Here is a 22,587-nt window from a genome sequence, read left to right as displayed (position 1 = left end):
GGGGTTCAGAGGATCGTCTGGGCCTGTTTGCGGATCAGGGCTTCAACCGTCACGCCAGAAGCTCTTGCACCAAAACCGAGTCCGATACGGTGAGACAGGACCGGCTCGGCCAATGCCACGACGTCATCAAGGCTGGGTGCCAGTCGACCGTTCAGAAGGGCGCGGGCGCGGGTGGCGATCATGAGGGCCTGTGCGGCACGTGGACCTGGTCCGAAAGAAACGGCATCCCGCACATCAGCGGACGCAGAAGCATCTTCAGGACGCAGGGACCGTGTCAGGGCCAGAATGGCATCGACGATCTTGTCTCCCACGGGCAGGCGACGAACCAGCTTCTGGGCAGCCAGAAGGGTTGTCGCGTTCATCAGAGTGGGGGCGTGGGCTGTTGTGGCACCTGTCGTTTGCAGAAGCATTCGACGTTCTGCGTCCCGATTTGGAAAATCTAGCGGGATACGAAGCATGAAACGGTCGAGCTGGGCTTCCGGCAGCGGGTAGGTACCTTCCTGCTCAATCGGATTCTGCGTCGCGAGAACGTGGAAGGGTGAAGGCAGGACGTAATCCTTGCCACCCTGCGTCACGCGATGCTCGGCCATAGCCTGCAGAAGTGCGGACTGGGTCCGTGGGCTGGCACGGTTGATTTCGTCAGCCAGCACAAGCTGTCCGAAGATTGGGCCGGGCAGGAATCGGAAGGCGCGCTGTCCGTTGGCGTCCTGGTCGAGAATCTCCGCACCGGTAATGTCAGACGGCATGAGGTCAGGCGTGAACTGGATACGGGTCGCATCCAGGCCCAGCACGCGGGAGGCCGTATTGACGAGAAGTGTCTTGCCGAGACCCGGCGCGCCCATCAGAAGCGCGTGACCGCCAGAAAGGATCGTGACGAGAACCTGCTCGATCACACGGTCCTGTCCCAGCACAATTCCGCCAATAGCCTGATGGACATCGCGGAGAACGGGGGCCAGACGGTCGGCCTCGGCCACATCCGCTTCGCCCTGGAGGGTTCCGGCGGAGGCGCCGGTAGAATAATGCTGCTCGCTCATATCACCAGTCTGACAGGTGTGGGGGTTTCATCAAGGCTCGATTGCACCCAACTTGGTGTGAGAAGAGAAGTTTTCATTTTAACCGGAGGGAAAATTGAGCGCGCATGATTGTCGGGATGCCTCCCGATCAGACGTTTTCCCCGTGACAGGGGCATCCGAAACCATTTCTGACGCAACTCAAGGCAAGGGTGTGCGCCAGTTGCCCTTTCTGGTCCGTCGGGATGGAACATGGCTCTATCGCGGTTCTCCGGTAACGCGGAAAGCGATGCTTTGCATGTTTTCGTCCATGCTGACCCGGGATGCGGAGGGCACGTACTGGCTGAAAACACCGATGGAAAGCGGTGTTATACAGGTGGAGGATGTGCCCTATATTGCTGTGGAAATGGACTTCAAAGGAAGCTGTGGGCGGCGTCAGACGCTCTGTTTCCGAACGAATATGGATGAACTTGTCTGCGTCGGACCGGATCATCCGATCTCCTGTGACTGGGATCAGCCCGCTGATGACTGTGGCTCTATCCCATATGTGCATTTGAGAGATGGTGAGGGCGATTTTCCGATCCTGGCACGAATCAGTCGCTCGGTTCATTTCGAACTCGCGGCGCTGGCCGTACCGGGACATGCGGAAGGCAAACCCTGTCTGGGCGTCTGGAGTCAGGACTGTTTTTTCCCGCTTTCACGTCAGTCATGAAAGAGGCCTCGGGACTTCTGGCCCGCGTGAAGGATCGACGCGGTCTGGATGAGGTGTGGCGTTTGTTGCCAGAGGCACGACTGGTTGGTGGGTCCGTGCGGGATCTTCTTCGTGGTGTGCCGGCTCATGACCTTGATATGGCAACCCCTGACGCTCCCGAAGATGTCCTGAGCATCCTGAAATCCGGTGGAATAAAAACCATCCCCACCGGGCTGGCGCATGGCACAGTGACGGCTGTGATTCGAGGGGAACCTTACGAAATCACAACCCTGCGCCGTGATGAGGAAACAGATGGCCGACACGCTGTTGTTTCCTGGACGGGAGATTGGGCTGAGGATGCGGCGCGTCGGGATTTCACGATCAACGCCATGTCGCTGTCCCGGCATGACGTTCTTCATGACTATTTCGGTGGTTTAAAGGATCTTGCCGATCATCGTGTTCGGTTTGTCGGAGAGGCAGGACGACGGATCGAAGAAGATGCGTTGAGGGCGCTTAGATTTTTCAGGTTTGACGCCCGATATGGTCATGGGGAGCCTGATGAAGAGGCCTGTCAGGCGATATCGGAACGGCTGGATCTGATTGATGCGTTGTCGGCCGAACGCATTGCTTCTGAACTGCTGAGAATTCTGACCGGGCCACGGCTCGTGGAAACGCTTTCCGCTATGAAAGACGTGGGACTTCTGGCGCATCTTGTCCCCGCTTCGGATATTCAGGCGTTGCATAGGCTTCTGGTGTGTCAGTCTCCTGAAGACGCGCTTCTACGGTTGTTTGCGCTTTGCCATGCAGACTGGAGTGATCTGGGGGAACGACTGAGACTGTCGAATGCGGATCGTGACCGCCTTCGACAGTATGGTGAAAATACGCCTGTTCTTGATCCGGCCATGCTGGAGGATGATCTCCGTCGGGCTCGGTTTCGGCAGTCTCTTCCTGTTCTTTTGGACAGAAGCTGGTTGACGCAGGCTTCTGTTCTCGGTGCGCCGGACAACGGGTGGAATCATCTGAGGACGCGTTTGCAAAACATGTCCCAGCCGGTTTTCCCATTGACTGGGCAGGATGCAAAAGATGCCGGATTACTGCCGGGACCTACCATGGGAGCCTGGCTGAAGGCTGGGCAATCCTGGTGGCTGGAACAGGGCTGTCGGCCTGACAGGAAGGCCTGTCTTATGCATCTGGCGGAAGCCTTCGACCTGCTGAAGAAAGCGGACTGAAACTGTCTGGTTTCGCAGTTTTCAAGAGGCCTGCTAAACCCCCACGCATGAGCAGAAAGACAGCCCTTGATACAGATAGCCAGATTCTGATCCGTAGGATCTGGCGGGACGAAATGCGGCATCACGTTCGTCAGATCGTGACGGTGATTGTGCTGACCGTTTTGATGGCCAGTCTGACCGCGCTGTACCCGGTCGTCATCAAGCGTGCCGTGGACATGTTCGCCGCGCAGGATCCTCGAATTTTGTATCAGGTTCCAGCGCTGGTCGTGATTGTGACCACACTGAAAGCGGCTTCCCAGTATGGGCAGACGATTGCCGTTCAGGGACTTGTTCTGACGGTGATCCGCGGGCTGCAGTCCCGCATGTTCAGACATTCTCTTCAGACCGATGTGTCGCGCATTGAGCGCGAAGCACCTGCCCAGTGGGCTGCGCGCTTTACAACGGATGCCGTTTCCATCCGTGAAGCCATGGTGCGTGTTGTGAATGCGCTGGGTGATGCCGTGACGGTTGTGGGCCTGGTGGCCGCCATGATCTGGGCTGACTGGGAACTGAGCCTTATTGCGTTGGTGTTGTACCCCGTAGCGGCTGTCCCAATTCAGAAGCTGGGCAAGAAAGTGCGCCGGGCCTCTGGTGGGATGCAGGAGCAGATTGGTGAGACGTCTGCACTTCTGAATGAAAGTTTTGCGCTGGCACGTCAGGTGCGGATTTATCGCATGGAGGACCGCGAGAGCAGTCGTGTCGACCAGTCGCTGGATCTGCTGCACACCGCGTTTCTACGCATTGCAAAAGGGCGCGCGCGTGTTGATCCTGTTCTGGAAGTTCTGGGCGGAACGGCTGTGGCTGTCGTTTTGGGGTTCGCGGGCTGGCGTGCGGCCATGGGCGGGGCAACGCTTGGAGATTTCACGGCGTTTATCACCGCTCTTCTGACTGCCGCCCGGCCTATCCGTGCGCTTGGGTCACTCAACACTGCAATGCAGGAAGGTCTTGCTGGACTGGCGCGTGTTTTTGCCGTCATTGATGAGCCGCCTGCGGTTATTGACCGCACGGATGCCGTGTCTTTGCCGGGCGGAAAGGGGCACCTTGTTTTCGAGCAGGCATCCTATCAGTACGAGGATGGTCGGGTGGGTCTGGCTGGTCTGACGCTTGATGTACAGCCGGGTCAGACTGTGGCTCTCGTTGGGCCGAGTGGGGCAGGAAAATCAACGGCACTGTCCCTGATCCCGCGCCTGCATGATGTGTCGGGTGGGCGTATTCTGCTTGAGGGGGTCGATATCCGGGATGTGCAGGTGGCGTCTTTGCGGGATGCGATTGCGTATGTCAGTCAGGATACCACCCTGTTTGATCTTTCGCTGATCGAAAATATCTGGATTGGTCGGCCAGATGCGAGCCGTGAGGATGTAGAAGCGGCCTGCCGGATGGCGGCTGTCGATTTTGCTGACAATCTTCCGCATGGTCTGGAAACACGCGTTGGTCCAGGTGGACGCCGTCTTTCGGGGGGACAGAGGCAGCGTGTAGCGCTTGCGCGTGCTCTTCTGCGTGACCCCCGTGTTCTGCTTCTTGATGAAGCAACAAGTGCTTTGGATTCAGAAAGCGAATCCCGTGTGCAGGGGGCGCTTGCGGCTCTGCGGACCGGACGCACCACAGTGATTGTAGCGCATCGTCTTTCGACGGTTCAGTCCGCAGATGTAATTGTTGTGATGGATGATGGCCGGGCTGTAGAGGCAGGGTCTCATGCAGAGTTGCTGAAAAAAGACGGTCTTTATGCCCGGTTGGTGCGCAGCCAGTCGCTGGAAGCCGCCTGATAGAGAGTTTTGAGTTCTGGCAGGAGTTTTTCGTAAAGCTCCTGTTTGAAGCCCAGATTGCGTTGAAGCAGGTCTTCCGGCTCTATCCATTCCCACAGATCAAACTCTGCAGGAAGATGCAGATCCAGCCGGATGTCGCTGTCTGTTCCCTCAAAACCGAGAACAAACCATTTCTGTGTCTGTCCGCGGTATTTCCCTCCCAGTGCCCGGCCGATCAGTCCTGTTGGTAGATCATAAGCCAGCCACTCGGGACGTTCTGCCAGGACTGTTGCCTGTGTGCAGCCTGTTTCTTCTGCGAGTTCACGCAAGGCAGCAGTTCGAGGGGCTTCTCCTTCGTCTATGCCACCTTGTGGGCATTGCCAGATCTCTCCCGGCAGATCTGCACGCCGGGCGACAAACAGCTTTCCGTCCCGGTTAAAAAGAGCAACTCCAACATTGGGGCGGTAAGGAAGATTGGAAAAATCGGTCATAGGGGAGCCGTCTGAATGTCTTTGGGCTGTGCCGAGGCCTGTTCGCTCGTTGTACCATTGTCTGCCAGTGCGGAAGGCGGAACGAGAACAAAGCGGTTTGCAACGGGGCCACTGAGCCAGGTTGCAAGACGATCAATCGCTACTGGCGTCAACGGACCAACCATCAACAGGATATGTGTGGGTTTTGTACCGTCTGGAAGCAGGGCGGCAAGCTGTGCATCAAGCGTTGCGGCATCGGTGTCACCGTTGATCCATGCCGTCGCAGTCATGCCCCGGATATGACGGTCTTCCTGAGGTGATCCGCTGAGGTAAAGCAAATCATGGCTGGCGATGATGTCTTCAATCGGATGGAAACCAGGCGTGGTGGCATATCCGCCACCGGGCTGGCTGTCTCCGGCTTCGGAAGCATCAGTCAGACCTGTTGCACCTTCTGCGCGGGACAGGCACCAGTCCAGCTCACGGCGATCATCGGCTTCGGAATTGCCATTGCCCAGTGCGTGCGGGCCTTCATCAACGTTTTCTGGATGAGCGCTCTGCATCGGCAGCGTGACAAAGATTTCCCGATGGGCTGCGTGGGCACGCGCCAGAACATCCGGCAGATTGCCAATATAAGGCGATACGCCAACGGCAACCGGAGCGGGAATGCGTGAAAGCACATCGTAGGTCATGGCATCTGAATAGCCAAAGCCCTGAAGCACGATGGCAAGGACCGTCTTCCCGGATGCTGTGATTGAATTCAGATCGAAAGTGGGTGTTTGTGCAATCGGCGGCGGCATCTGCGGAGATTTGATCGCTGGCGCCGATGGAACCGGAGCTGTGACAGGAACAGGTTTAGGTGCGGATGTATTTTGCGCCTTCTCGACTGGTATCACGGGTGGGCGCACTGAATGATTATCGGCTACCGTATCCGGTTGATGAGCACCGGGGGCGGCAGGTTGGTTGTTTGCCGTGCGTACCGGGGTGGAGGGCTGGCTCTGATGCCAAAGCATCAGAGCTGCTGTTGTGCCACCTACAAGAACAAGACCCCAGAACGCGACCAGAAGGCGTCCGATAACGGGAAGACGGCTCCAGAGCCCGGGGGAGCGGGGTGAAGCGGGACGGTTCTGCACGATCTGGACTGTCCTTCTGGTTTTATGAGTTTAGTGCGCCGGAGGGGTAGCCGGTGCGGCCTTCTTGTCAGTTGGAGGCGCCTTGACTTCGGTGGCCTGTTCAACCGCAGGGGCCGGGTTCGAAATGCCTGCCATGGCATTCACGACCTTGATCGCCTGTTGAAGCTGGAAGTCCGTTGCAGGTTTTGTCAGATCGAACTTCGGCCAATCCGCAGGGGGAGCCTTCGGAATGGACTTGGAAACCTCCGGAAGGTCCGTGCGTGGCGTCTCGGCCGTGCGGTTGCCGCCCACATTCGTTAGGATATGGGACAGATCAGCCTCACGATAACCGTAGCCATCGTCATCTTTGGTTTCTGCAACCGTAATATCAGGCGTAATGCCCAGCCCCTGAATGGAACGGCCGGATGGCGTATAGTAACGGGCTGTTGTCAGGCGGACAGCGCCTTGATCGCCGATCGGGATCAGCGTCTGGACAGACCCCTTGCCGAACGTCTTTTCGCCAAGAATGACCGCACGGCGATGATCCTTCAGGGCACCGGCAACGATTTCGCTGGCTGAGGCAGAACCGCCATTTGTCAGGACAACGATCGGCAACCCGTTGGTGATGTCCGTTCCCTTGGCATCCCAGCGCTGGTTGTTTTCCGGGTGACGTCCACGGATGGAAACGATCTCGCCTTCCTTAATGAAATCATCGGAGACGGCGATGGCCTGATCGAGCTTGCCGCCGGGGTTCGATCGCAGATCCAGAATAACGCCTGTCAGCTTGTGGGCGGGGCTCTTGGCGGCTTCTGTTTTCAGCTTGTCAAAAGCCGTATGCATTGCACTTTCGAGGTCGTCATCGAATTCGGTCAGGCGGATATAGGCCGTGCTGCCGTACAGGGCGGACCGGACGATCTGGACGTGAACGATTTCGCGCTTCATGTCGAAAGTCAGGGTCTTACCTGTCTTTGGGCGCACGACGGTCAGGCTGATTGAGGTTCCCGGATCACCACGCATCTTGCGAACGGCCTGATCAAGCGTCAGACCATCAATGCTCTTGTGGTCGACCATGGTGATGAAATCACCGGTCTGGATGCCAGCGCGCGCAGCAGGTGTGCCGTCGATCGGCGAAACCACGCGGACATGACCGGATTCTGCCTGAACCTGAAGACCAAGGCCGCCGAATTTGCCGGAAATCTCGGTCTGCATGTCCTTGAACTGGGCGGCTGTCATGTAAGACGAATGCGGGTCCAGTTCTCCGACCATGCCATCAAGCGCGTTGTTGATGAGGTCTTTGTCCGAAACCGGATGAACGTATTCGGCCTTCACGACGTCCATGACCGTCCCCAGGAGGGTCAGGAGACGAACGGTTTCAGCGCTGTTGTCATGAGAGACGTCGCGGGCGAGGGCGGCGGTAGGGAAAGTGCCAGCGGACCCGACGAGACGCAGTGCGCCCGGTCCGACAGCCAGTCCGGCCAGAAAGGCGGTGCCCAGCAACAGGCCAGTACGGAACTTCATGTGATCTCCATCCTCGGGAACGGGCGTGCTTCCGGCGTCTCTTGCTGTGCAGGACTAGCGCGAAACGGGTTGCCGAAATGTTAAGACGTGATCTTACAGTGTCCTGTCCTGTCAGAAAACAGGGTCAGAGAAACGGAGCAGGGCTGACGATCTGTGCGCCATGGCGCAACTGGACGAAGAGCAACCCGTCCGAAGTGGGCATTTGCCCAAGTGTGGCGGCTTTCCTGACGCTTTGACCGCTCGAAACTCCCAGCGAGCCGAGGCCGGAAAGAACAAAGCGATAATTCTGCCCGCAATCCAGGATCAGCATCTGTCCGAAGGACCGGAAAGGACCGGAAAAGACGATTCGTCCGCTGCAGGGGGCCTGTACGGCGGCGGATGACGCTGCTGCGTAAGTGATGCCAGTAGCGGGACCAGCCTCTGTGTCCTGTCCCCAACGGACGGCGACATGTCCCGAAACCGGGGCATGTCCGCTGCCGGAAGAGACGCCATTGCCAGCCGATAGGGCTTTCGCCTGCGCGCGTGCCTTGCGGGCCTGCTCCATCTGGTGCTGCTTTGCTAGCGCACGGGCCTCTGCCTCAAGTTCGGCTTTGGCCTGTGCTTCCTGCCGGGCGATGGTTTCGATTTCAGCTGAAAGATCAGCAGACGCTTTCATAGCTTCGGCGACAGCGGATCTGGCGCGTTTTGCAGCCTGATCCGAAAGCGTTTCCTGGCGGGCCGCGACCTTTGTTTTGGCCGCTGCGACATCGCGCTGGCGTGTCTGGGATTTCAGGAGACCATCCAGTTCTTTCTGACGGCTATCAAGCGCGTCTCCGACTGTTTGGAGTTCGTCCTGTTTTGTCTGAAGATGCGCGGCCCGCTGCTGGGTCAAGCGTGAGAAACCGCCAAGAATGGACAGGGCTGTTACGCTGTCTGTTGCGACGGAGGGGGAGGCGAGAAGCGCGGCATCAGGCGCAATGGACAGGCGGGCTGCAACGGGCAAAAGAGGCTGCAAGGCCTCGTTTTCGTGGGCAATATCCTGCTTGATGCTGGCCTGTTTCTGCTTCAGATCATCAATTTCCGCGTTCAGAGTGTCGATACGGGAGCGTGTTGTCTGAACGGCTGTCTGTGCTGTGCGTGTCTGTGCGGCAAACGCGACTTTGCGAGCATTGTCCTGAAGCGCTTTTTGTTGCGCCTGAGTGGCCGCTTGCTGTCGCGCGCGTAAAGTGGCTGCTTCCTGCGCCTGCTGGGCTTCGAGCGCTTTTCGGGCGGCCTGCGCTCGCGCAAGCGCTTGTTGTCCCGCGCTGGCAGCAGATGAATGGTGAGTATGCGCGGCGGCTCGATGATGGGCGTGATCTGCCGGAGAGGCCGCCATCAGCCATGGCGAGATCGCCAGAGCCAATGGCAGCAGTCTGGCTGGATCAGACGTTTTCAAGCAGGGAAACGCCTGTCATGGCTGCGGGCTGAGGCAGGCCGAGGAGCGCAAGAAGGGTCGGAGCCAGATCGGCAAGGCGTCCGTCATGGATGGTCTTGCCTGTGGCGTGAGCCAGAATGACCGGAACGACGTTGAGGGTATGGGCCGTGTGAGCACCGCCGGTTTCGGGGTCGCGCATGGTTTCACAGTTGCCGTGATCTGCAGTGACGATCAGTGTTCCCCCCGCGCGGGTAATAGCGTCGTTGATACGGCCAAGGCCCTGGTCAACCGTTTCGCAGGCCTTGATGGCTGCGGGAAGGGAGCCGGTATGGCCGACCATGTCCGGGTTGGCGAAGTTCAGGATGATCATGTCGAACCGGCCTGAGTCGATGGCTTCCACAGCGCGATCTGTCAGTTCAGGAGCCGACATTTCCGGTTGCAGATCATAGGTGGCGACTTTTGGAGACGGGACGAGGATACGCTCTTCACCCGGAAGCTGGACCTCTCGACCACCGTTCAGGAAGTAGGTGACGTGCGGGAATTTTTCTGTCTCGGCCATGCGAAGCTGTGCCTTGCCGGCTTTGGACACAACGTCTCCCAGAAGATCGTCGAGGGGGATCTTCGGAAAGAGGACCGTCATGTATGGGGCAAGATGGTCAGAGTAGCGCGTCATGCCACTGACAGCGGCGAAATTGATGCGACGGCCACTGTCGTAACCGTCAAAATCCGGCACGACCAGAACATCCAGAAGCTGGCGGATACGGTCTGCGCGGAAATTGCAGGACAGAATACCATCTCCGTCTTTCATACCTGCGTAACTGCCAAGCACTGTCGGGATGACGAATTCATCTCCCTTGTCTTCAGCATAGCTGGCTTTGAGGACGGAAAGAGGATCGTTCGCATGCGGGCCGTTGCCGTCCCGAATGGCATCAACAGCCAGTTTGACGCGTTCCCAGCGACGGTCACGGTCCATGGCGTAATAGCGTCCGCTGATTGTGGCGACCTGCACACTTTTGGGGAGTTCGCCCAGCAGGGCGGGGATGTAGTCCTGACCGGACTGAGGGGCGGTGTCGCGGCCGTCACTGAAAATGTGCAGTGCCACAGGAACACCAGCCGCGCTGACGATTTTGGCGAGTGCAAGGACATGGTCCTGATGGGCATGAACACCGCCGGGGGAGATCAAGCCCATGAGATGGCAGGTGCCGCCGGAGACTTTCAGAGCGTGGATGAACTCTTTCAGAGCCGTATTTTCAGCGAGGGAGCCGTCACGGGCGCTTCGCGAAATGCGCGGGAGTTCCTGCATGACAACGCGTCCAGCGCCGATATTCAGATGGCCGACTTCCGAGTTGCCCATCTGGCCATCAGGCAGGCCGACGTCTTCGCCACAGGTTTTGAGAAAGGCATGAGGGGAGTTAGCCCAGAGGGTATCGAAGGTTGGTGTGTTGGCCAGTCTCACCGCGTTATCGGAATTTTCTTCACGCCAGCCGAACCCGTCCAGAATGACGAGCATGACAGGGCGGCGGGGGGATGAAGCGGTGGAGGACATGGCTGTTTCCTGTCTTGTGGAAGGAGGAAAGAAGAGAGGGCCATTATGTCACCTTTCCCCACAAATGCGAACGCCCGCCGGAGAGGCGGGCGTTGCATGTCTCATGACAGTGACGTGAGCGTCAGATCTTGTCGACACCCTTTTTGACGGCGTCCTTGACGTCGCCTTTGGCTGTCTGGGCCTGACCCTTGAGGTTCTGGACGACGCCTTCACCTTCAAGCTCTTCGTCATTCGTGACACGACCAACTTCTTCCTTGATCTTGCCGACGACCTTGTTGGTAGCACCTTTGATTTTGTCTTCGATGGAGCTCATGATGATCTCCTCCTGAAAAAGAGTTACGGACTTCAAACGGCTCTCGGCAGAAGAAGTTTCGGTCGCAGCTTCAGATATACGTGACAAAAGGGGATGTGGCTTCCATATATCGGAAACTGAAAACCTCAGATTTTCTGGAGACTGACCATGACCCAAGGCTGCGGTCCCGTTAAGGGCGCCAATGGTGGCGGATGTGGTGTTGGCCTGACGCCGGAGCAGCGCCGTATTCTGCTGGAGCATGGTACTGAATATCCCGGTTCCAGCCCGCTGAACGACGAAAAACGTTCTGGGATTTACGCCTGTGCCGGGTGCGGCCGTGAGCTGTTTTCGTCCGCGACGAAGTACGAAAGCGGAAGTGGGTGGCCATCGTTTTTCCAGCCTCTTGAAGGCGCTGTTGAAACGACGCGGGATGGGAGCCATGGAATGGTTCGCACGGAAGTGCACTGCGCGAACTGCCAGGGGCATCTGGGGCATGTCTTTCCTGATGGGCCACCGCCCACGGGATTACGGTATTGCATGAACGGTCTGGCGCTCGATTTTCGCCCGGCCGCAGGAGAAAAAGCATGAGTCAGGCGCTGCCGCCTATCGTTCTCGACCATCCGCTGGTGCGCCACAAGCTGACCCGTCTGCGTGATAAGAATACATCCACAGCGGGCTTTCGTCGCCTGACCCGTGAACTCAGCCTGCTTCTGGCTTATGAAGCCACGCGTAACCTGTCTCTTGTGCCACGTCAGATCGAAGCACCAAGCGGGTTCATGGAAGGTGAGGAACTGGACGGCAAGAAGCTCTGCTTCGTCTCCATCCTGCGTGCCGGCAACGGCCTTCTGGATGGAATGCTGGATCTCGTGCCGTCTGCGCGTGTCGGTCATATTGGTCTTCGCCGTGACCATGAGACGCTGGAAGTCAGTGAATACTACTTCAACATGCCGAGTGATGTTCCGGGCCGGACCTGCATTGTTCTGGACCCGATGCTGGCCACCGGGCACTCTGCTGCTGCTGCTGTCACGCGTGTTAAAGAAGCGGGAGCAATCGCACCTGTTTTCGCCTGTCTGCTAGCAGCTCCGGAAGGAATTGCTCACATGACGGAGCTGCATCCGGATGTGCAGGTCGTGACGTGTTGTGTGGATCAGAAGCTTGATGAGCACGGCTATATTGTCCCGGGTCTGGGAGATGCTGGCGACCGTCTGTTCGGGACGCGCTGATAGACGCAAATATTCGGCACACGCGCTTGTGTGCTGAATGTTATGCCGTTTTGTGGCCGGTTGTGGATGATCATCCTTTTTTCAGGAGTTTCATCCATGACCGCCTACGCTGTTTTCATTCGCGATAAACTGACAGATCCCGCTGAATTTCAAGCGTACTCAGATACGGTTGGGGAGACCTTCAAGGGCCATCCCGCCAAAATTCTGGCTGCTTACGGAAAGCAGGAAAAGCTTGAAGGTATTGAGCCGGACGGTGTGGTCATTATCGAATTTCCGGATATCACTTCTGCCCGTGCCTGGTACGACAGCCCGGAGTATCAGGCTGCTGCAAAGCACCGCTGGAAAGCCGCGTCTTACAATGTTGTTATTGTAGAGGGCGTTTGAGCTGTTGCTCTAAATCGTGAAATCAACGTGTTCGATGTGATTGGGGACGGCAATATTTTTGCCGTTCCTGCGGGCAGGGACGTAACGCATACGTTGCACGAACTCTAGCGCCGAGGCGTTAAAGTGGGGGTTGTTCGACTTCGCGATGTGACAGTTTGAGGGAGTACCTGCTTCGCTGATGTCGCAGGAGACTTCAGTCTTGGCAGTTTCACCATGTTCAAAGGCTTCAATAGGATATTCTGGCGTCCCTGCGCCGGGCTTCAGCTGAAGATCCGAGTTTTCTGGAAGATTGGGGCTGCCAGCGAGCATGAGGCCTGTGGCGGCAGCCAGTATGAAAGAATACATGAGTTTTCAGTCCCTGCGTACGATGTAATGTCGAGACAGATCGGTCTCGATCTGTTTGGCGTGCTCCGTGTCGCGGGCTTCAATCATCACGACCAGTTCTGCCGTTTGCACGGATGGTGACGCGAACAGGCGGTGATGGGACACTTCGATGATGTTTCCACCGTAATTGCCAATCCGGGCCGAAATATCGGCCAGCATGCCGGGTCGGTCGGGGATCTGGAAGATCAGGCGCAGGATACGTCCGTCCCGCAGGAGTGAGCGCAGGATCGTGTTCGCCAGAATGCGGGCGTTGATGTTGCCGCCAGACAGGGGAAGGGCGACTTTGCGGCCCTTGAAAAGTTCCGGATTGGCAAGAACGGCAGCCAGCCCTGTGGCCCCTGCACCTTCACAGACCTGTTTGGCTTTCTCGGCGAGCGTAGTGATGGCGCTTTCGACCTGAAGCTCATTGACTACCAGAATTCTGGAAATCCGATGGCGGAAGGCGTTCAGGCAATGCTCGCCCATCGTGGTAACGGCAATGCCTTCCGCGATCGTGGAGCCGCCAAGCGTCGGGCCACCCTCCTGAGGGAAGGCAGCGAGGGAGGCATAGGCCTCGACCTGTACGCCAATGACTTCCACGTCCGGCCGCAAGGCCGCCATCACGGTTGCAAAGCCACCAATCAGACCACCACCACCAACCGGCACAACGACCGTGTCAATCTGGGGGGCATCCTGAAGCAGTTCCAGAGCCGCCGTGCCCTGTCCGGCAATAACGGCAGGATCATTGAACGGATGGACGAGGACGCGTCCTTCTGTTTTCTGAAGGTCTTCTGCTGTGATGCAGGCCTGCGCAAAATCGTCGCCAGCCAGAACGACATTCGCTCCCCAGGCCTGCGTTGCCGCAACTTTGGATGCCGGGGTAAAGCGCGGCATGACGATTGTCGCATCAATTCCAAGAAGACTGGCCTGACGGGCCACACCCTGCGCGTGATTGCCTGCCGAGACGGTAATCACGCCGCGTGCGCGTTCTTCAGCCGTCAGGAGCGCCATTTTGTTGGCAGCACCCCGCTCCTTGAAGGAGCCAATGGCCTGAAGGTTTTCGAGCTTGAGCGTAATGTCCGCGCCTGTCAGACGGGACAGGGCGGGGCAGGTAATCGTTGGCGTGCGTACCACTGTGGACGCGATGCGCTCATGGGCGCTCTCGATGTCCTGGATGGTAACGACAGGGGCGGTGGACGTCAGGACGTCAGACATTAGCGGTATGTGACTTTCAGGATCTCATAGGTGCGATCGCCGCCGGGGGCGGGAACGGAGATGGTATCGCCCACATCCTTGCCGATCAGAGCCTTGGCGAGCGGGGACGAGATGGAGATCAGGCCCTGCTTGATGTCGGCTTCATGGACGCCGACGATCTGGTAGGCGTTTTCCTTGTCTGTCTCTTCATCCACGACTTCGATATGCGCACCGAAACGAACCTTGGTGCCCGTGAACGTGGAAGGATCAATCACGTCGGCGGAGGAGACGATGCTTTCAAGCTCAAGCACGCGTCCTTCGATGAAGGACTGGCGGTCACGAGCGGCATGATACTCTGCGTTTTCAGAAAGATCGCCGTGTTCGCGTGCTTCCGCAATGGCGCGAATGACTGCGGGACGATCGACGCTCTTGAGAGTTCGCAGTTCGTCTTCGAGACGCTGTAGTCCCTGCGCGGTCATTGGGATCTTCTGCACTCTGAAATCCTTGAAAAAGCATGGCTGGAATTGAATGAATAGCCAGACAACATAGGATTTTAGGGGGTTTTATGCAAGGTAGGGTGTTTTTATTTATCGATTAACGATAATAAAATGAAGCGCCAAGGGTGAGGATTCAATATTCTGATGTCAGGAAAACAACATAGGAAAATATGGTCTGTCTCAAGTAGAGGAGCTGTATTTAAGTTAGATAACCGGCTTCAATCCGAAATAGACGAGGTCATCTGATGCCTGTTCGGGTCAGTCTGGATGAGCTTCTGAGAGAGCGGGGCATGTCTCTGACGGAGTTATCGGAGATGGTGGGTCTGACGCTTGCCAATCTTTCCATTCTCAAAACGGGAAAGGCAAAGGCGATCCGGTTTTCTACTCTGGAGGCTCTGTGCCGCGTGCTTGACTGTCAGCCGGGGGATATTCTTCGGTATTCGGGCGAGTAAGAACAAAAAAGCCCGCCAGATTACTCTGGCGGGCTTTTTTGTTATGAGGCGATGTTAGAACTCGCCTTTGAAGTAGGACTGGAGCGGCGCAACGCCCAGATCACCATCCTTGAGAACCGCGATGGCATAGGTCGCTGCACGGGCACCGGCAATCGTTGTGTAATGCGGGATGCCCATCGTCAGGGCGCCGCGACGGATGTCGTAGCTGTCACGCGCCGCCTGACCGCCCTGAGACGTGTTGATGACCATCTGCACGTCCCCGGAGCGGATGGCATCCACGCAGTTCGGGCGGCCCTGCATCACCTTGTTGACGCGCTTCACGGGAATGTTGGCCTCTTCAAGGCGTGAGGCTGTACCGCTTGTGGCAAGGATGGTGAAACCCATTTCCACGAGTTTGCGGGCAAGAGGCTGAACATGTCCCTTGTCGCTGTCACGCACGGAGAGGAAGACCGTTCCGGATAGGGGTAGCTTCACGCCAGCAGCAAGCTGCGACTTGGCAAAAGCGCGTTCGAAGCTGGAATCCAGCCCCATGACTTCACCCGTGGAGCGCATTTCCGGACCAAGGATCGTGTCAGCGTTCGCAAAGCGGTGGAACGGGAAGACGGCTTCCTTGACGGCCACATGCGGGGAGACTGCGCCGCCATCCAGACGGAATTCGGACAGGCGCGCGCCAGCCATGACGCGAGCACCAATCTTTGCAACCGGAACGCCTGTTGCCTTGGCGACGAACGGCACAGTCCGGGATGCGCGTGGGTTCACTTCAAGGACGAAGACTTCCTGATCCTTGATGGCGTACTGCACGTTCATCAAGCCTCGGATGCCAAGCTCGCGGGCCATGGCTTCCGTCTGCGCGCGGAGTTCCGTTACCAGTGCCGGGGAGAGCGTGTAAGGCGGCAGGGAGCAGGCGGAGTCACCGGAATGGATGCCGGCTTCCTCAATGTGCTCCATGACGCCAGCGACATAAACCGTTTCGCCGTCGGCAATGCAGTCCACATCGGCTTCGATGGCGTCGTTCAGGTAATGGTCGAGCAGGATCGGACCGGTTGAAACTTCCGGTCCGGCAGCACGAAGAACCGTGTTGAGATAATGCTTCAGACCAGCATTGTCGTACACGATTTCCATCGCGCGTCCGCCTAGAACGTAGGATGGACGGGCAACGACTGGATAACCAACTTCTTCCGCAACCTTCTCGGCATCTGCGGGCGTACGGGCGATGCCGTTGCGCGGCTGGCGAAGGCCCAGCTTGCGCAGCATGGTCTGGAAACGCTCGCGGTCTTCGGCGCGGTCAATCGCATCGGCAGGGGTGCCGAGGAGTGGGATGCCTGCCTCTTCCAGTGCACGGGAAAGCTTCAGCGGTGTCTGGCCGCCGTATTGCACGATGCAACCCAGAACCTTACCGCCACGCGCTTCCGTACGGATGAGGGCGATGACGTCCTCAGCCGTTAGGGGTTCGAAGTACAGACGGTCGGATGTGTCGTAATCCGTGGAGACCGTTTCCGGGTTGCAGTTGACCATGACTGTTTCAAAGCCAGCTTCGCGCAGGGCGTAAGCGGCATGAACACAGCAGTAATCGAACTCGATGCCCTGACCGATCCGGTTCGGGCCACCGCCCAGAATGATGATCTTGTCGCGGCCTGTCGGCTGGCTCTCGCATTCCGGTGTGCCGAACCCGCCTTCATAGGTGGAGTACAGATACGGCGTGTCGGAGGCGAACTCGGCGGCGCAGGTGTCGATGCGGCGATAGACCGGTACGACGCTCAGAGCTTCGCGCTGTGCCAGAATGTCTGCTTCGTTTTGACCTGACAGGCGGGCGAGCTGACGGTCCGAGAAGCCCTGAGCCTTCAGGCGACGGAAGCCGTAGGCGTCCTTCGGAAGACCATTTTTCTCAACGTCACGCTCGGATGCGATGATGTCTTCAAGCTGGCGCAGGAACCATGGTTCGAACTTACAGGCCTGCTGAACCTCTTCAACCGTCAGGCCAGCGCGGAGCGCTTGTGCGGCCATCAGGATACGCTCGGGGCGTGGCTCTGCGAGGGCGGCCAGATAGGCGTCCTTGGAGCCGTCGCCGGGTGCTTCAACCGGGTCCAGACCGGTCAGGCCCGTTTCCATGGAGCGGAAGCCCTTCTGGATGGCTTCGGCAAAGGAGCGGCCTACGGACATGGCTTCGCCGACCGACTTCATGGATGTCGACAGCAGGGCCGGGGAGCCTGGGAACTTCTCGAACGTGAAGCGGGGGATTTTGGCGACAACGTAGTCGATCGTCGGCTCGAAGGAGGCCGGGGTCGTCTTGGTGATGTCGTTCTTGAGTTCGTCCAGCGTGTAACCAACGGCCAGCTTGGCGGCGATCTTGGCGATCGGGAAGCCGGTTGCCTTGGACGCCAGCGCGGAAGACCGGGAGACGCGCGGGTTCATTTCGATGACGACCATGCGGCCATCAGCCGGATTGACACCGAACTGCACGTTGGAGCCACCGGTCTCGACGCCGATCTTGCGCAGGCACGCCAGGGAGGCGTCGCGCATGCGCTGATATTCCTTATCGGTCAGCGTCAGGGCCGGGGCGACGGTGATGGAGTCACCGGTATGCACGCCCATCGGGTCGATGTTTTCGATGGAGCAGATGATGATGCAGTTATCCGCGGTGTCGCGGACTACTTCCATCTCGTACTCTTTCCAGCCCAGAACGGACTCTTCAATCAGTACTTCCGTCGTCGGGGAGGCATCGAGGCCGCCCGCGACGATCTGGTCAAACTCTTCACGGTTATACGCGATGCCGCCGCCAGCGCCGCCCATAGTGAAGGACGGGCGAATAATGGCGGGCAGGCCGACATCCGCTAGCGCTGCGCGGGCTTCTTCCAGTGTATGGGCAATGGTGCTGCGCGGGCTTTCGATCCCGATTTCGTCCATGGCCTCGCGGAACTTCTGGCGGTCTTCCGCGCGGTCAATGACCTCTGCGTCTGCGCCAATCAGTTCCACATTGTGCTTCTTGAGAAAGCCGGACTTGTCGAGCGCCATGGCGGCGTTTAGGGCTGTCTGGCCACCCATGGTCGGCAGAACGGCGTCGGGTTTTTCTTTGAGGATAATGCGCTCGACGAATTCCGGCGTGATTGGCTCGATATAGGTCGCGTCCGCCAGGCCCGGATCGGTCATGATCGTGGCTGGGTTGGAGTTGATGAGGATGACGCGATAGCCTTCCTCACGCAGGGCCTTACAGGCCTGTGCGCCGGAGTAATCGAACTCGCAGGCCTGTCCGATAACGATCGGGCCTGCGCCGATGATCAGGATGGACTTGATGTCTGTCCGTTTTGGCATGGCTCAGGCTCCTGCTTTGGCGCGACGGTCCATGACCGCGACGAAACGCTCGAAAAGATAGAAACTGTCAGATGGGCCAGGGCTGGCCTCGGGGTGATACTGAACGGAGAAGGCGTCCTTCGTGGTGGAAGCAATGCCTTCGTTGGAGCCATCGAACAAGCTCACATGCGTCACCTTCACATCGGCGGGCAGGGATTTCTCATCCACGGCGAAGCCATGGTTCTGGCTCGTGATTTCCACGCGGCCGCTCTCGATGTCCTTGACCGGCTGGTTGGCGCCGCGATGGCCACGCTCCAGCTTGTAGGTCTTGCCGCCGAGGGCCTGTGCGAGAAGCTGATGGCCAAGGCAGATGCCGAAAACCGGCACGTCGGCATCCAGAACGCTCTTGATGGCCGGGACGGCGTAGGTGCCGGTTGCTGCCGGGTCGCCCGGGCCGTTGGACAGGAACACGCCTTCGGGCTTCAGTTCCAGAATTTCCTCAGCCGTAGCGGTCGCGGGCAGAACCGTGACGTCACAACCAGCGGTCACGAGGCAACGCAGGATGTTGTCCTTTGCGCCGTAGTCCATGGCGACCACGCGGCGTCGGTTCTCGGTACGGGCCGGACGTGTGCTTTCCCATACGCCTTCCGTCCAGACGCGCTTTGGCTGCGTGACCTCTTTGGCGAGATCCATGCCTTCGAGGCCGGGCCACTGGCGAGCGCGGTTCAGCAGGCTGTCCGTGTCGATCCGACCATTAGCCGGGAAGGCAAGAATGGCAGTCTGCGGGCCATTGTCACGCAGGGAGCGGGTGATGGCGCGCGTGTCAACGCCGCTAATACCTGCGCGGCTATGCTGCTTCAGCCAGCCATCAAGGGAGTCCATGGAGCGCCAGCTTGCCGGAGCGGTGACGTCTTCCTTCACGACGGCGCCAAGAGCGGCCATTTTCGGCGCTTCATTGTCGTCCGTGTTTGTACCGACATTGCCAATATGGGGGAAGGTGAAGGTTACGATCTGCCCGGCGAAAGACGGGTCCGTCAGGGTTTCCTGATAGCCGGTCATGCCGGTGGAGAAGCAGAGCTCACCGACGGCGCTATCGGTGTGGGCACCGAAGCCTCGGCCCCACAGGACCGTGCCATCTGCAAGGACAAGGGCGGCATTGGCGCCGGCAGGGCAGGAATTGGACACGTCCGTCTCTCTTTCTTGCGGGGTTTCAGCGGAAGTCAGGTCCTGGAGTTCGATTCCGGGAACGCGTAGCAGGGCGGGCCAGTGCTTGGTCGGCACGGTTCGCGACTGACGCCACTTGCGGACGGCTTCAAGGCCGACGCCGGCAAGAGCAGCGATCTCGTCCGCGCCTCCGGCTTTTTCGATGATTCTGTCGATGTCCATGGTCGCCCGTTCCTGGCTCCGTGTTCACTTTCAGGTCTGATAAGCGATTAGGAAGCGAATGGGAAGTTTTTTCCCAGGTGATTCTGGGTGAATTACGAAGGGGTGGGAAAAAACTTCCCTTGGCAGGGCTTCCATTGTTGGACGTCTGCTTTTGTGCGAGTTTGCGGCCATGAATAGACCCTGAGGCTCTTAGGCCTCTGAACAGATGGGAGAAGGCGCATGTCACTTCGCGCACAGATCATGGACGATCTCAAGGCTGCAATGAAGGCAGGTCAGTCTGAAAAGGTGGCGCAGATCCGTGGTATCACGGCCAAGCTCAAGGACCTCGAAGTTGCGGCTCGTGCCAAGAGTGGGGAGGTGACGGAAGCAGACATGATTTCGGCCCTGCGCTCCATGATCAAGTCTCGCACGGAGTCTGCCAACATGTACCGTCAGGGGGGCCGCCCTGAACTTGCGGAAAAGGAAGAGGGCGAGATCGCCACGATCCAGTCCTATCTGCCGCCTGAACTGGATGAGAATACTCTGAAGGCTGCGATTGATGAGGCTGTGACGGCTGTTGGTGCCGCGGGCATGAAGGATATGGGCAAGGTCATGGCGGTTCTGAAAGAGCGCTTCGGTGCTGATCTTGATCCGGCCAAGGCCAGTGGTCTGGTGAAGGCTCGGCTTGCTGCCTGAAAAAGGCAATTATGCCCGTATGCAAAAGGCCGTCCTTTTTAAGGGCGGCTTTTTTTGTGGCGATCTGCAATGAACCCGTGACGGTCCATGGGGTTTGACGCAGACTATTCAGGGGCTCAGTTGGTCCTTGTTCACGGAAATGAGGACTTCATGTCTGCTGGTGGTTCAACGAAAGTCGTTTTCATCGCGTTGGGTGTCAATTTTGGCATTGCCTGCGTGAAAGGCGTGGCAGCACTTCTGACAGGCTCGGCTGCCATGCTGGCTGAGACGGTTCATTCTTTCGTGGACTGTGGAAACCAGATCCTGCTGCTTGTCGGTATGAAGAGAGCTACGGCTCCGGCAACCAAAGAGCACCCGCTTGGATATCATCGTGAGCTGTATTTCTGGACGATGGTTGTAGCGGGTGCGCTGTTTGTGGGCGGTGGCGTTGCGTCTTTGTACGAAGGCTGGGAAAAAGTCATGCACCCGGCGGAGATGCAGCCGGTGCATCTGCTGGGGCATGTTTTTCCGGGCTGGTGGATGAATGTCATCATTCTGGCGATTTCTGGCAGCATGGAAGGATATGGTTTCTTTGCGGCTGTGAAATCCCTGCCTCGGAGCGAGGGTGTTTCTTTGTGGCGAATGATCCGTCGAAGTGCAGATCCGGGATTGTTTGTCGTATTATTTGAAGACGGGGCTGCTCTGGTCAGTCTGGTGGTTGCTCTTTTGTTTACGGTGCTTTCCGTTGTAACGGGGCTGCATGTTCTGGACGGGATTGCATCGCTTTTGATCGGTGTCGTGCTGGTCGTCGTGGCAGGTTTACTGACCAATGAGACGCGCTCTCTTCTTGTGGGCGAAAGTAATCCGGAAATTGATGCGTTTGTTCGCGCCGAAGCGCAAAAGCTTCCGGGGGTTGTTGGGATCAATGAAGTTGTGACCGAGACCCGGGGGCCGGACAGTATTATCGTGCTGCTGTCTCTGGATTGGGATGATGCGATGTCAGCCGGAGATGTAGAGCGAGGCGTTTCGATGCTGGAGAAAACAACACGCGCGCGATATCCGGCTGTCTTGCGGATGTATATTGAGGCTCAGGACAAAAGAGACGGTATCCCTGCGGCTCTCAGTTCATCGGGGCTGCTTTAGTGTGAGGCCAGAAAGGGCGTTACAGCGTTCAGAAATTCTTCAGGACGCTCAATGCTTGGGGCATGGCCTGAGTGTGGAATGATGACCAGATGAGCGTTCGGAATATGGGCGGCAAAATCGTGACCGTCCGATAGGGGAATAACCTGATCATTCTGACCCCAGATCACGAGCGTTGGGATCTGGATGGCTGTCATACGGTTATCAAGGAAAGTGTCCGGCGCATTGGCGTTTCTTGCAAAACTTTCCTGTGTGTATTGTGTGCCTTCGGCCATCCGGGTTTGAAATGTTGCTTTCACCAGGTCATCAGTAATGAGGGCCTTGTTGTAAAACAGGCTTCTGAGTCCTGTGCGGATGCCGGAAAATGAGACGGGGCCAAAAAGAGGTAATCCGTGCTCGACGAGTGATCGGTGACCCGCTGCATCGCTTAGGACAAGACGACTTGGCATGGCCATGGAAGAGTCCTGTGCGGCTTCGACGACGTAAAGTCCCGCAATCCAGCCCCCAAGGGATTCCCCGGCAAGCATAAAGTGTGTGATGTGTTTGGCTTTCAAAAAGCCATCCAGCATGTCCACCCATGTTTGGATACCGTAGGCGATCAATGGCTTCTCGGACGATCCGAAGCCGAGCTGGTCCATAGCGATGACATGATAATGCTGTGCCAGTTCAGGGATGACTTTGCCCCAGTCCATTGTGGCGCTACTTCCCAGGCCGTGGACCAGAACAAGATCCGGGCCTGTTCCGGCTTCCAGAAAGCGGATTTTCTGCCCGTAAACGGAGATGCTCTTTAAAGGTGGGAGAGCCTGCGCCTGACTGGCGGGAGAGAGGCCTATCCCTGCGAGAGCAATGGCGAACATGGACGCTCGGAATAGTCGGCGCATAATATAAAGGCCCTTGTTTCCATGGTTTGTTTCTTATGTGAAATAAGAATACCCGGCTGTTTGGGACGGTTTCAAGAGATCTTTTC

At 57.9% G+C, this 22,587-nt stretch carries 22 protein-coding genes; 9 read left to right on the top strand and 13 right to left on the bottom strand.

Features of this window, described 5'->3' with window-relative positions; translation table 11 throughout:
* Positions 1-5: 5 nt before the first annotated feature.
* Entirely contained in the window at positions 6-1,034 is a 1,029-nt protein-coding gene (locus AC3B6F_RS03280; RefSeq protein WP_489823378.1) for an AAA family ATPase, read from the bottom strand.
* 94 nt (positions 1,035-1,128) lie between these two features.
* Here AC3B6F_RS03280 and AC3B6F_RS03275 point away from each other — a divergent pair, with 94 nt between their 5' ends.
* From AC3B6F_RS03275 to AC3B6F_RS03265, 3 genes are read left to right on the top strand one after another with little or no spacing between them, the layout of a single operon-like run.
* Positions 1,129-1,722, top strand: a complete 594-nt coding sequence (locus tag AC3B6F_RS03275) for a DUF1285 domain-containing protein (protein ID WP_489823377.1) — start codon at positions 1,129-1,131, stop codon at positions 1,720-1,722.
* On the top strand, positions 1,719-2,930 hold the full coding sequence (locus tag AC3B6F_RS03270) for a CCA tRNA nucleotidyltransferase (protein WP_489823376.1): 1,212 nt from the start codon (positions 1,719-1,721) through the stop codon (positions 2,928-2,930). Before AC3B6F_RS03275 ends, AC3B6F_RS03270 begins: the two co-directional genes overlap by 4 nt.
* A 47-nt stretch (positions 2,931-2,977) precedes the next feature.
* Positions 2,978-4,732 (top strand): ABC transporter ATP-binding protein, encoded by a 1,755-nt coding sequence (locus AC3B6F_RS03265; RefSeq protein ID WP_489823375.1) that lies wholly within the window; start codon positions 2,978-2,980, stop codon positions 4,730-4,732.
* Here the strand turns inward: AC3B6F_RS03265 and AC3B6F_RS03260 are convergent.
* The 6 genes from AC3B6F_RS03260 to AC3B6F_RS03235 all read right to left on the bottom strand — a co-directional run bounded on the left by AC3B6F_RS03260 (position 4,690) and on the right by AC3B6F_RS03235 (position 11,060).
* A complete protein-coding gene (locus AC3B6F_RS03260; protein ID WP_489823374.1) occupies positions 4,690-5,202 on the bottom strand; it encodes an RNA pyrophosphohydrolase in 513 nt (170 codons plus the stop codon). The two genes, AC3B6F_RS03265 and AC3B6F_RS03260, sit on opposite strands and share 43 nt — an antisense overlap.
* Positions 5,199-6,311: a divergent polysaccharide deacetylase family protein gene (locus AC3B6F_RS03255; protein WP_489823373.1), complete on the bottom strand. Its 1,113-nt coding sequence runs from the start codon at positions 6,309-6,311 to the stop codon at positions 5,199-5,201. Before AC3B6F_RS03255 ends, AC3B6F_RS03260 begins: the two co-directional genes overlap by 4 nt.
* A gap of 30 nt (positions 6,312-6,341) precedes the next feature.
* Entirely contained in the window at positions 6,342-7,808 is a 1,467-nt protein-coding gene (locus AC3B6F_RS03250; protein ID WP_489823372.1) for a S41 family peptidase, read from the bottom strand.
* Between the two features lie 124 nt (positions 7,809-7,932).
* Positions 7,933-9,222, bottom strand: a complete 1,290-nt coding sequence (locus AC3B6F_RS03245; RefSeq protein WP_489823371.1) for a murein hydrolase activator EnvC family protein — start codon at positions 9,220-9,222, stop codon at positions 7,933-7,935.
* Positions 9,209-10,747, bottom strand: a complete 1,539-nt coding sequence (gene gpmI, locus AC3B6F_RS03240) for a 2,3-bisphosphoglycerate-independent phosphoglycerate mutase (RefSeq protein WP_489823370.1) — start codon at positions 10,745-10,747, stop codon at positions 9,209-9,211. The genes AC3B6F_RS03245 and gpmI overlap by 14 nt, the downstream gene beginning before the upstream one ends.
* A 121-nt stretch (positions 10,748-10,868) precedes the next feature.
* On the bottom strand, positions 10,869-11,060 hold the full coding sequence (locus AC3B6F_RS03235) for a CsbD family protein (protein WP_026017457.1): 192 nt from the start codon (positions 11,058-11,060) through the stop codon (positions 10,869-10,871).
* Between the two features lie 147 nt (positions 11,061-11,207).
* Between AC3B6F_RS03235 and msrB the strand changes: the two genes are divergently transcribed.
* The 3 genes from msrB (at position 11,208) to AC3B6F_RS03220 (ending at position 12,646) form a co-directional block, all read left to right on the top strand.
* Positions 11,208-11,627: a peptide-methionine (R)-S-oxide reductase MsrB gene (gene msrB / locus AC3B6F_RS03230; protein ID WP_023943063.1), complete on the top strand. Its 420-nt coding sequence runs from the start codon at positions 11,208-11,210 to the stop codon at positions 11,625-11,627.
* Positions 11,624-12,262, top strand: coding sequence for a uracil phosphoribosyltransferase (upp, locus tag AC3B6F_RS03225; protein ID WP_010502049.1), 639 nt, complete (start codon positions 11,624-11,626; stop codon positions 12,260-12,262). The genes msrB and upp overlap by 4 nt, the downstream gene beginning before the upstream one ends.
* Before the next feature lie 96 nt (positions 12,263-12,358).
* Positions 12,359-12,646 carry a DUF1330 domain-containing protein gene (locus AC3B6F_RS03220; RefSeq protein WP_010502048.1) on the top strand — a complete coding sequence of 96 codons (288 nt, stop codon included), beginning with the start codon at positions 12,359-12,361 and terminating at the stop codon, positions 12,644-12,646.
* A 9-nt stretch (positions 12,647-12,655) separates the two neighbouring features.
* Here the strand turns inward: AC3B6F_RS03220 and AC3B6F_RS03215 are convergent, their stop codons facing one another.
* The 3 genes from AC3B6F_RS03215 to greA are packed head-to-tail and all read right to left on the bottom strand — an operon-like array spanning position 12,656 to position 14,697.
* Positions 12,656-12,991, bottom strand: coding sequence for an energy transducer TonB (locus AC3B6F_RS03215; RefSeq protein ID WP_426066382.1), 336 nt, complete (start codon positions 12,989-12,991; stop codon positions 12,656-12,658).
* 6 nt (positions 12,992-12,997) lie between these two features.
* Positions 12,998-14,224 (bottom strand): threonine ammonia-lyase, encoded by a 1,227-nt coding sequence (locus AC3B6F_RS03210; protein ID WP_489823369.1) that lies wholly within the window; start codon positions 14,222-14,224, stop codon positions 12,998-13,000.
* Complete coding sequence (gene greA, locus AC3B6F_RS03205; protein ID WP_007282780.1) at positions 14,224-14,697, bottom strand: transcription elongation factor GreA; 474 nt, start codon at positions 14,695-14,697, stop codon at positions 14,224-14,226. The genes AC3B6F_RS03210 and greA overlap by 1 nt, the downstream gene beginning before the upstream one ends.
* Positions 14,698-14,945: 248 nt before the next feature.
* On the opposite strand from greA, the gene AC3B6F_RS03200 reads away from it, so the two are divergent.
* Positions 14,946-15,152, top strand: a complete 207-nt coding sequence (locus AC3B6F_RS03200) for a helix-turn-helix domain-containing protein (RefSeq protein ID WP_489823368.1) — start codon at positions 14,946-14,948, stop codon at positions 15,150-15,152.
* 54 nt (positions 15,153-15,206) lie between these two features.
* Here the strand turns inward: AC3B6F_RS03200 and carB are convergent, their stop codons facing one another.
* Both carB and carA read right to left on the bottom strand, forming a co-directional pair.
* On the bottom strand, positions 15,207-18,461 hold the full coding sequence (gene carB, locus AC3B6F_RS03195) for a carbamoyl-phosphate synthase large subunit (protein ID WP_489823367.1): 3,255 nt from the start codon (positions 18,459-18,461) through the stop codon (positions 15,207-15,209).
* Between the two features lie 3 nt (positions 18,462-18,464).
* Positions 18,465-19,826 carry a glutamine-hydrolyzing carbamoyl-phosphate synthase small subunit gene (carA, locus tag AC3B6F_RS03190; protein ID WP_489823366.1) on the bottom strand — a complete coding sequence of 454 codons (1,362 nt, stop codon included), beginning with the start codon at positions 19,824-19,826 and terminating at the stop codon, positions 18,465-18,467.
* A 219-nt stretch (positions 19,827-20,045) separates the two neighbouring features.
* Between carA and AC3B6F_RS03185 the strand changes: the two genes are divergently transcribed.
* Positions 20,046-20,501, top strand: coding sequence for a GatB/YqeY domain-containing protein (locus tag AC3B6F_RS03185; RefSeq protein WP_010502036.1), 456 nt, complete (start codon positions 20,046-20,048; stop codon positions 20,499-20,501).
* Between the two features lie 150 nt (positions 20,502-20,651).
* Complete coding sequence (locus AC3B6F_RS03180; RefSeq protein WP_489823365.1) at positions 20,652-21,623, top strand: cation diffusion facilitator family transporter; 972 nt, start codon at positions 20,652-20,654, stop codon at positions 21,621-21,623.
* Here the strand turns inward: AC3B6F_RS03180 and AC3B6F_RS03175 are convergent.
* Positions 21,620-22,501: an alpha/beta fold hydrolase gene (locus tag AC3B6F_RS03175; protein ID WP_489823364.1), complete on the bottom strand. Its 882-nt coding sequence runs from the start codon at positions 22,499-22,501 to the stop codon at positions 21,620-21,622. The genes AC3B6F_RS03180 and AC3B6F_RS03175 overlap by 4 nt on opposite strands.
* Between the last annotated feature and the right edge of the window lie 86 nt (positions 22,502-22,587).

This window comes from Gluconobacter sp. ESL1110, assembly GCF_058107395.1.
Note: the sequence above shows the minus strand (reverse complement) of the source record. Positions and strands in the feature narration are given on the sequence as shown.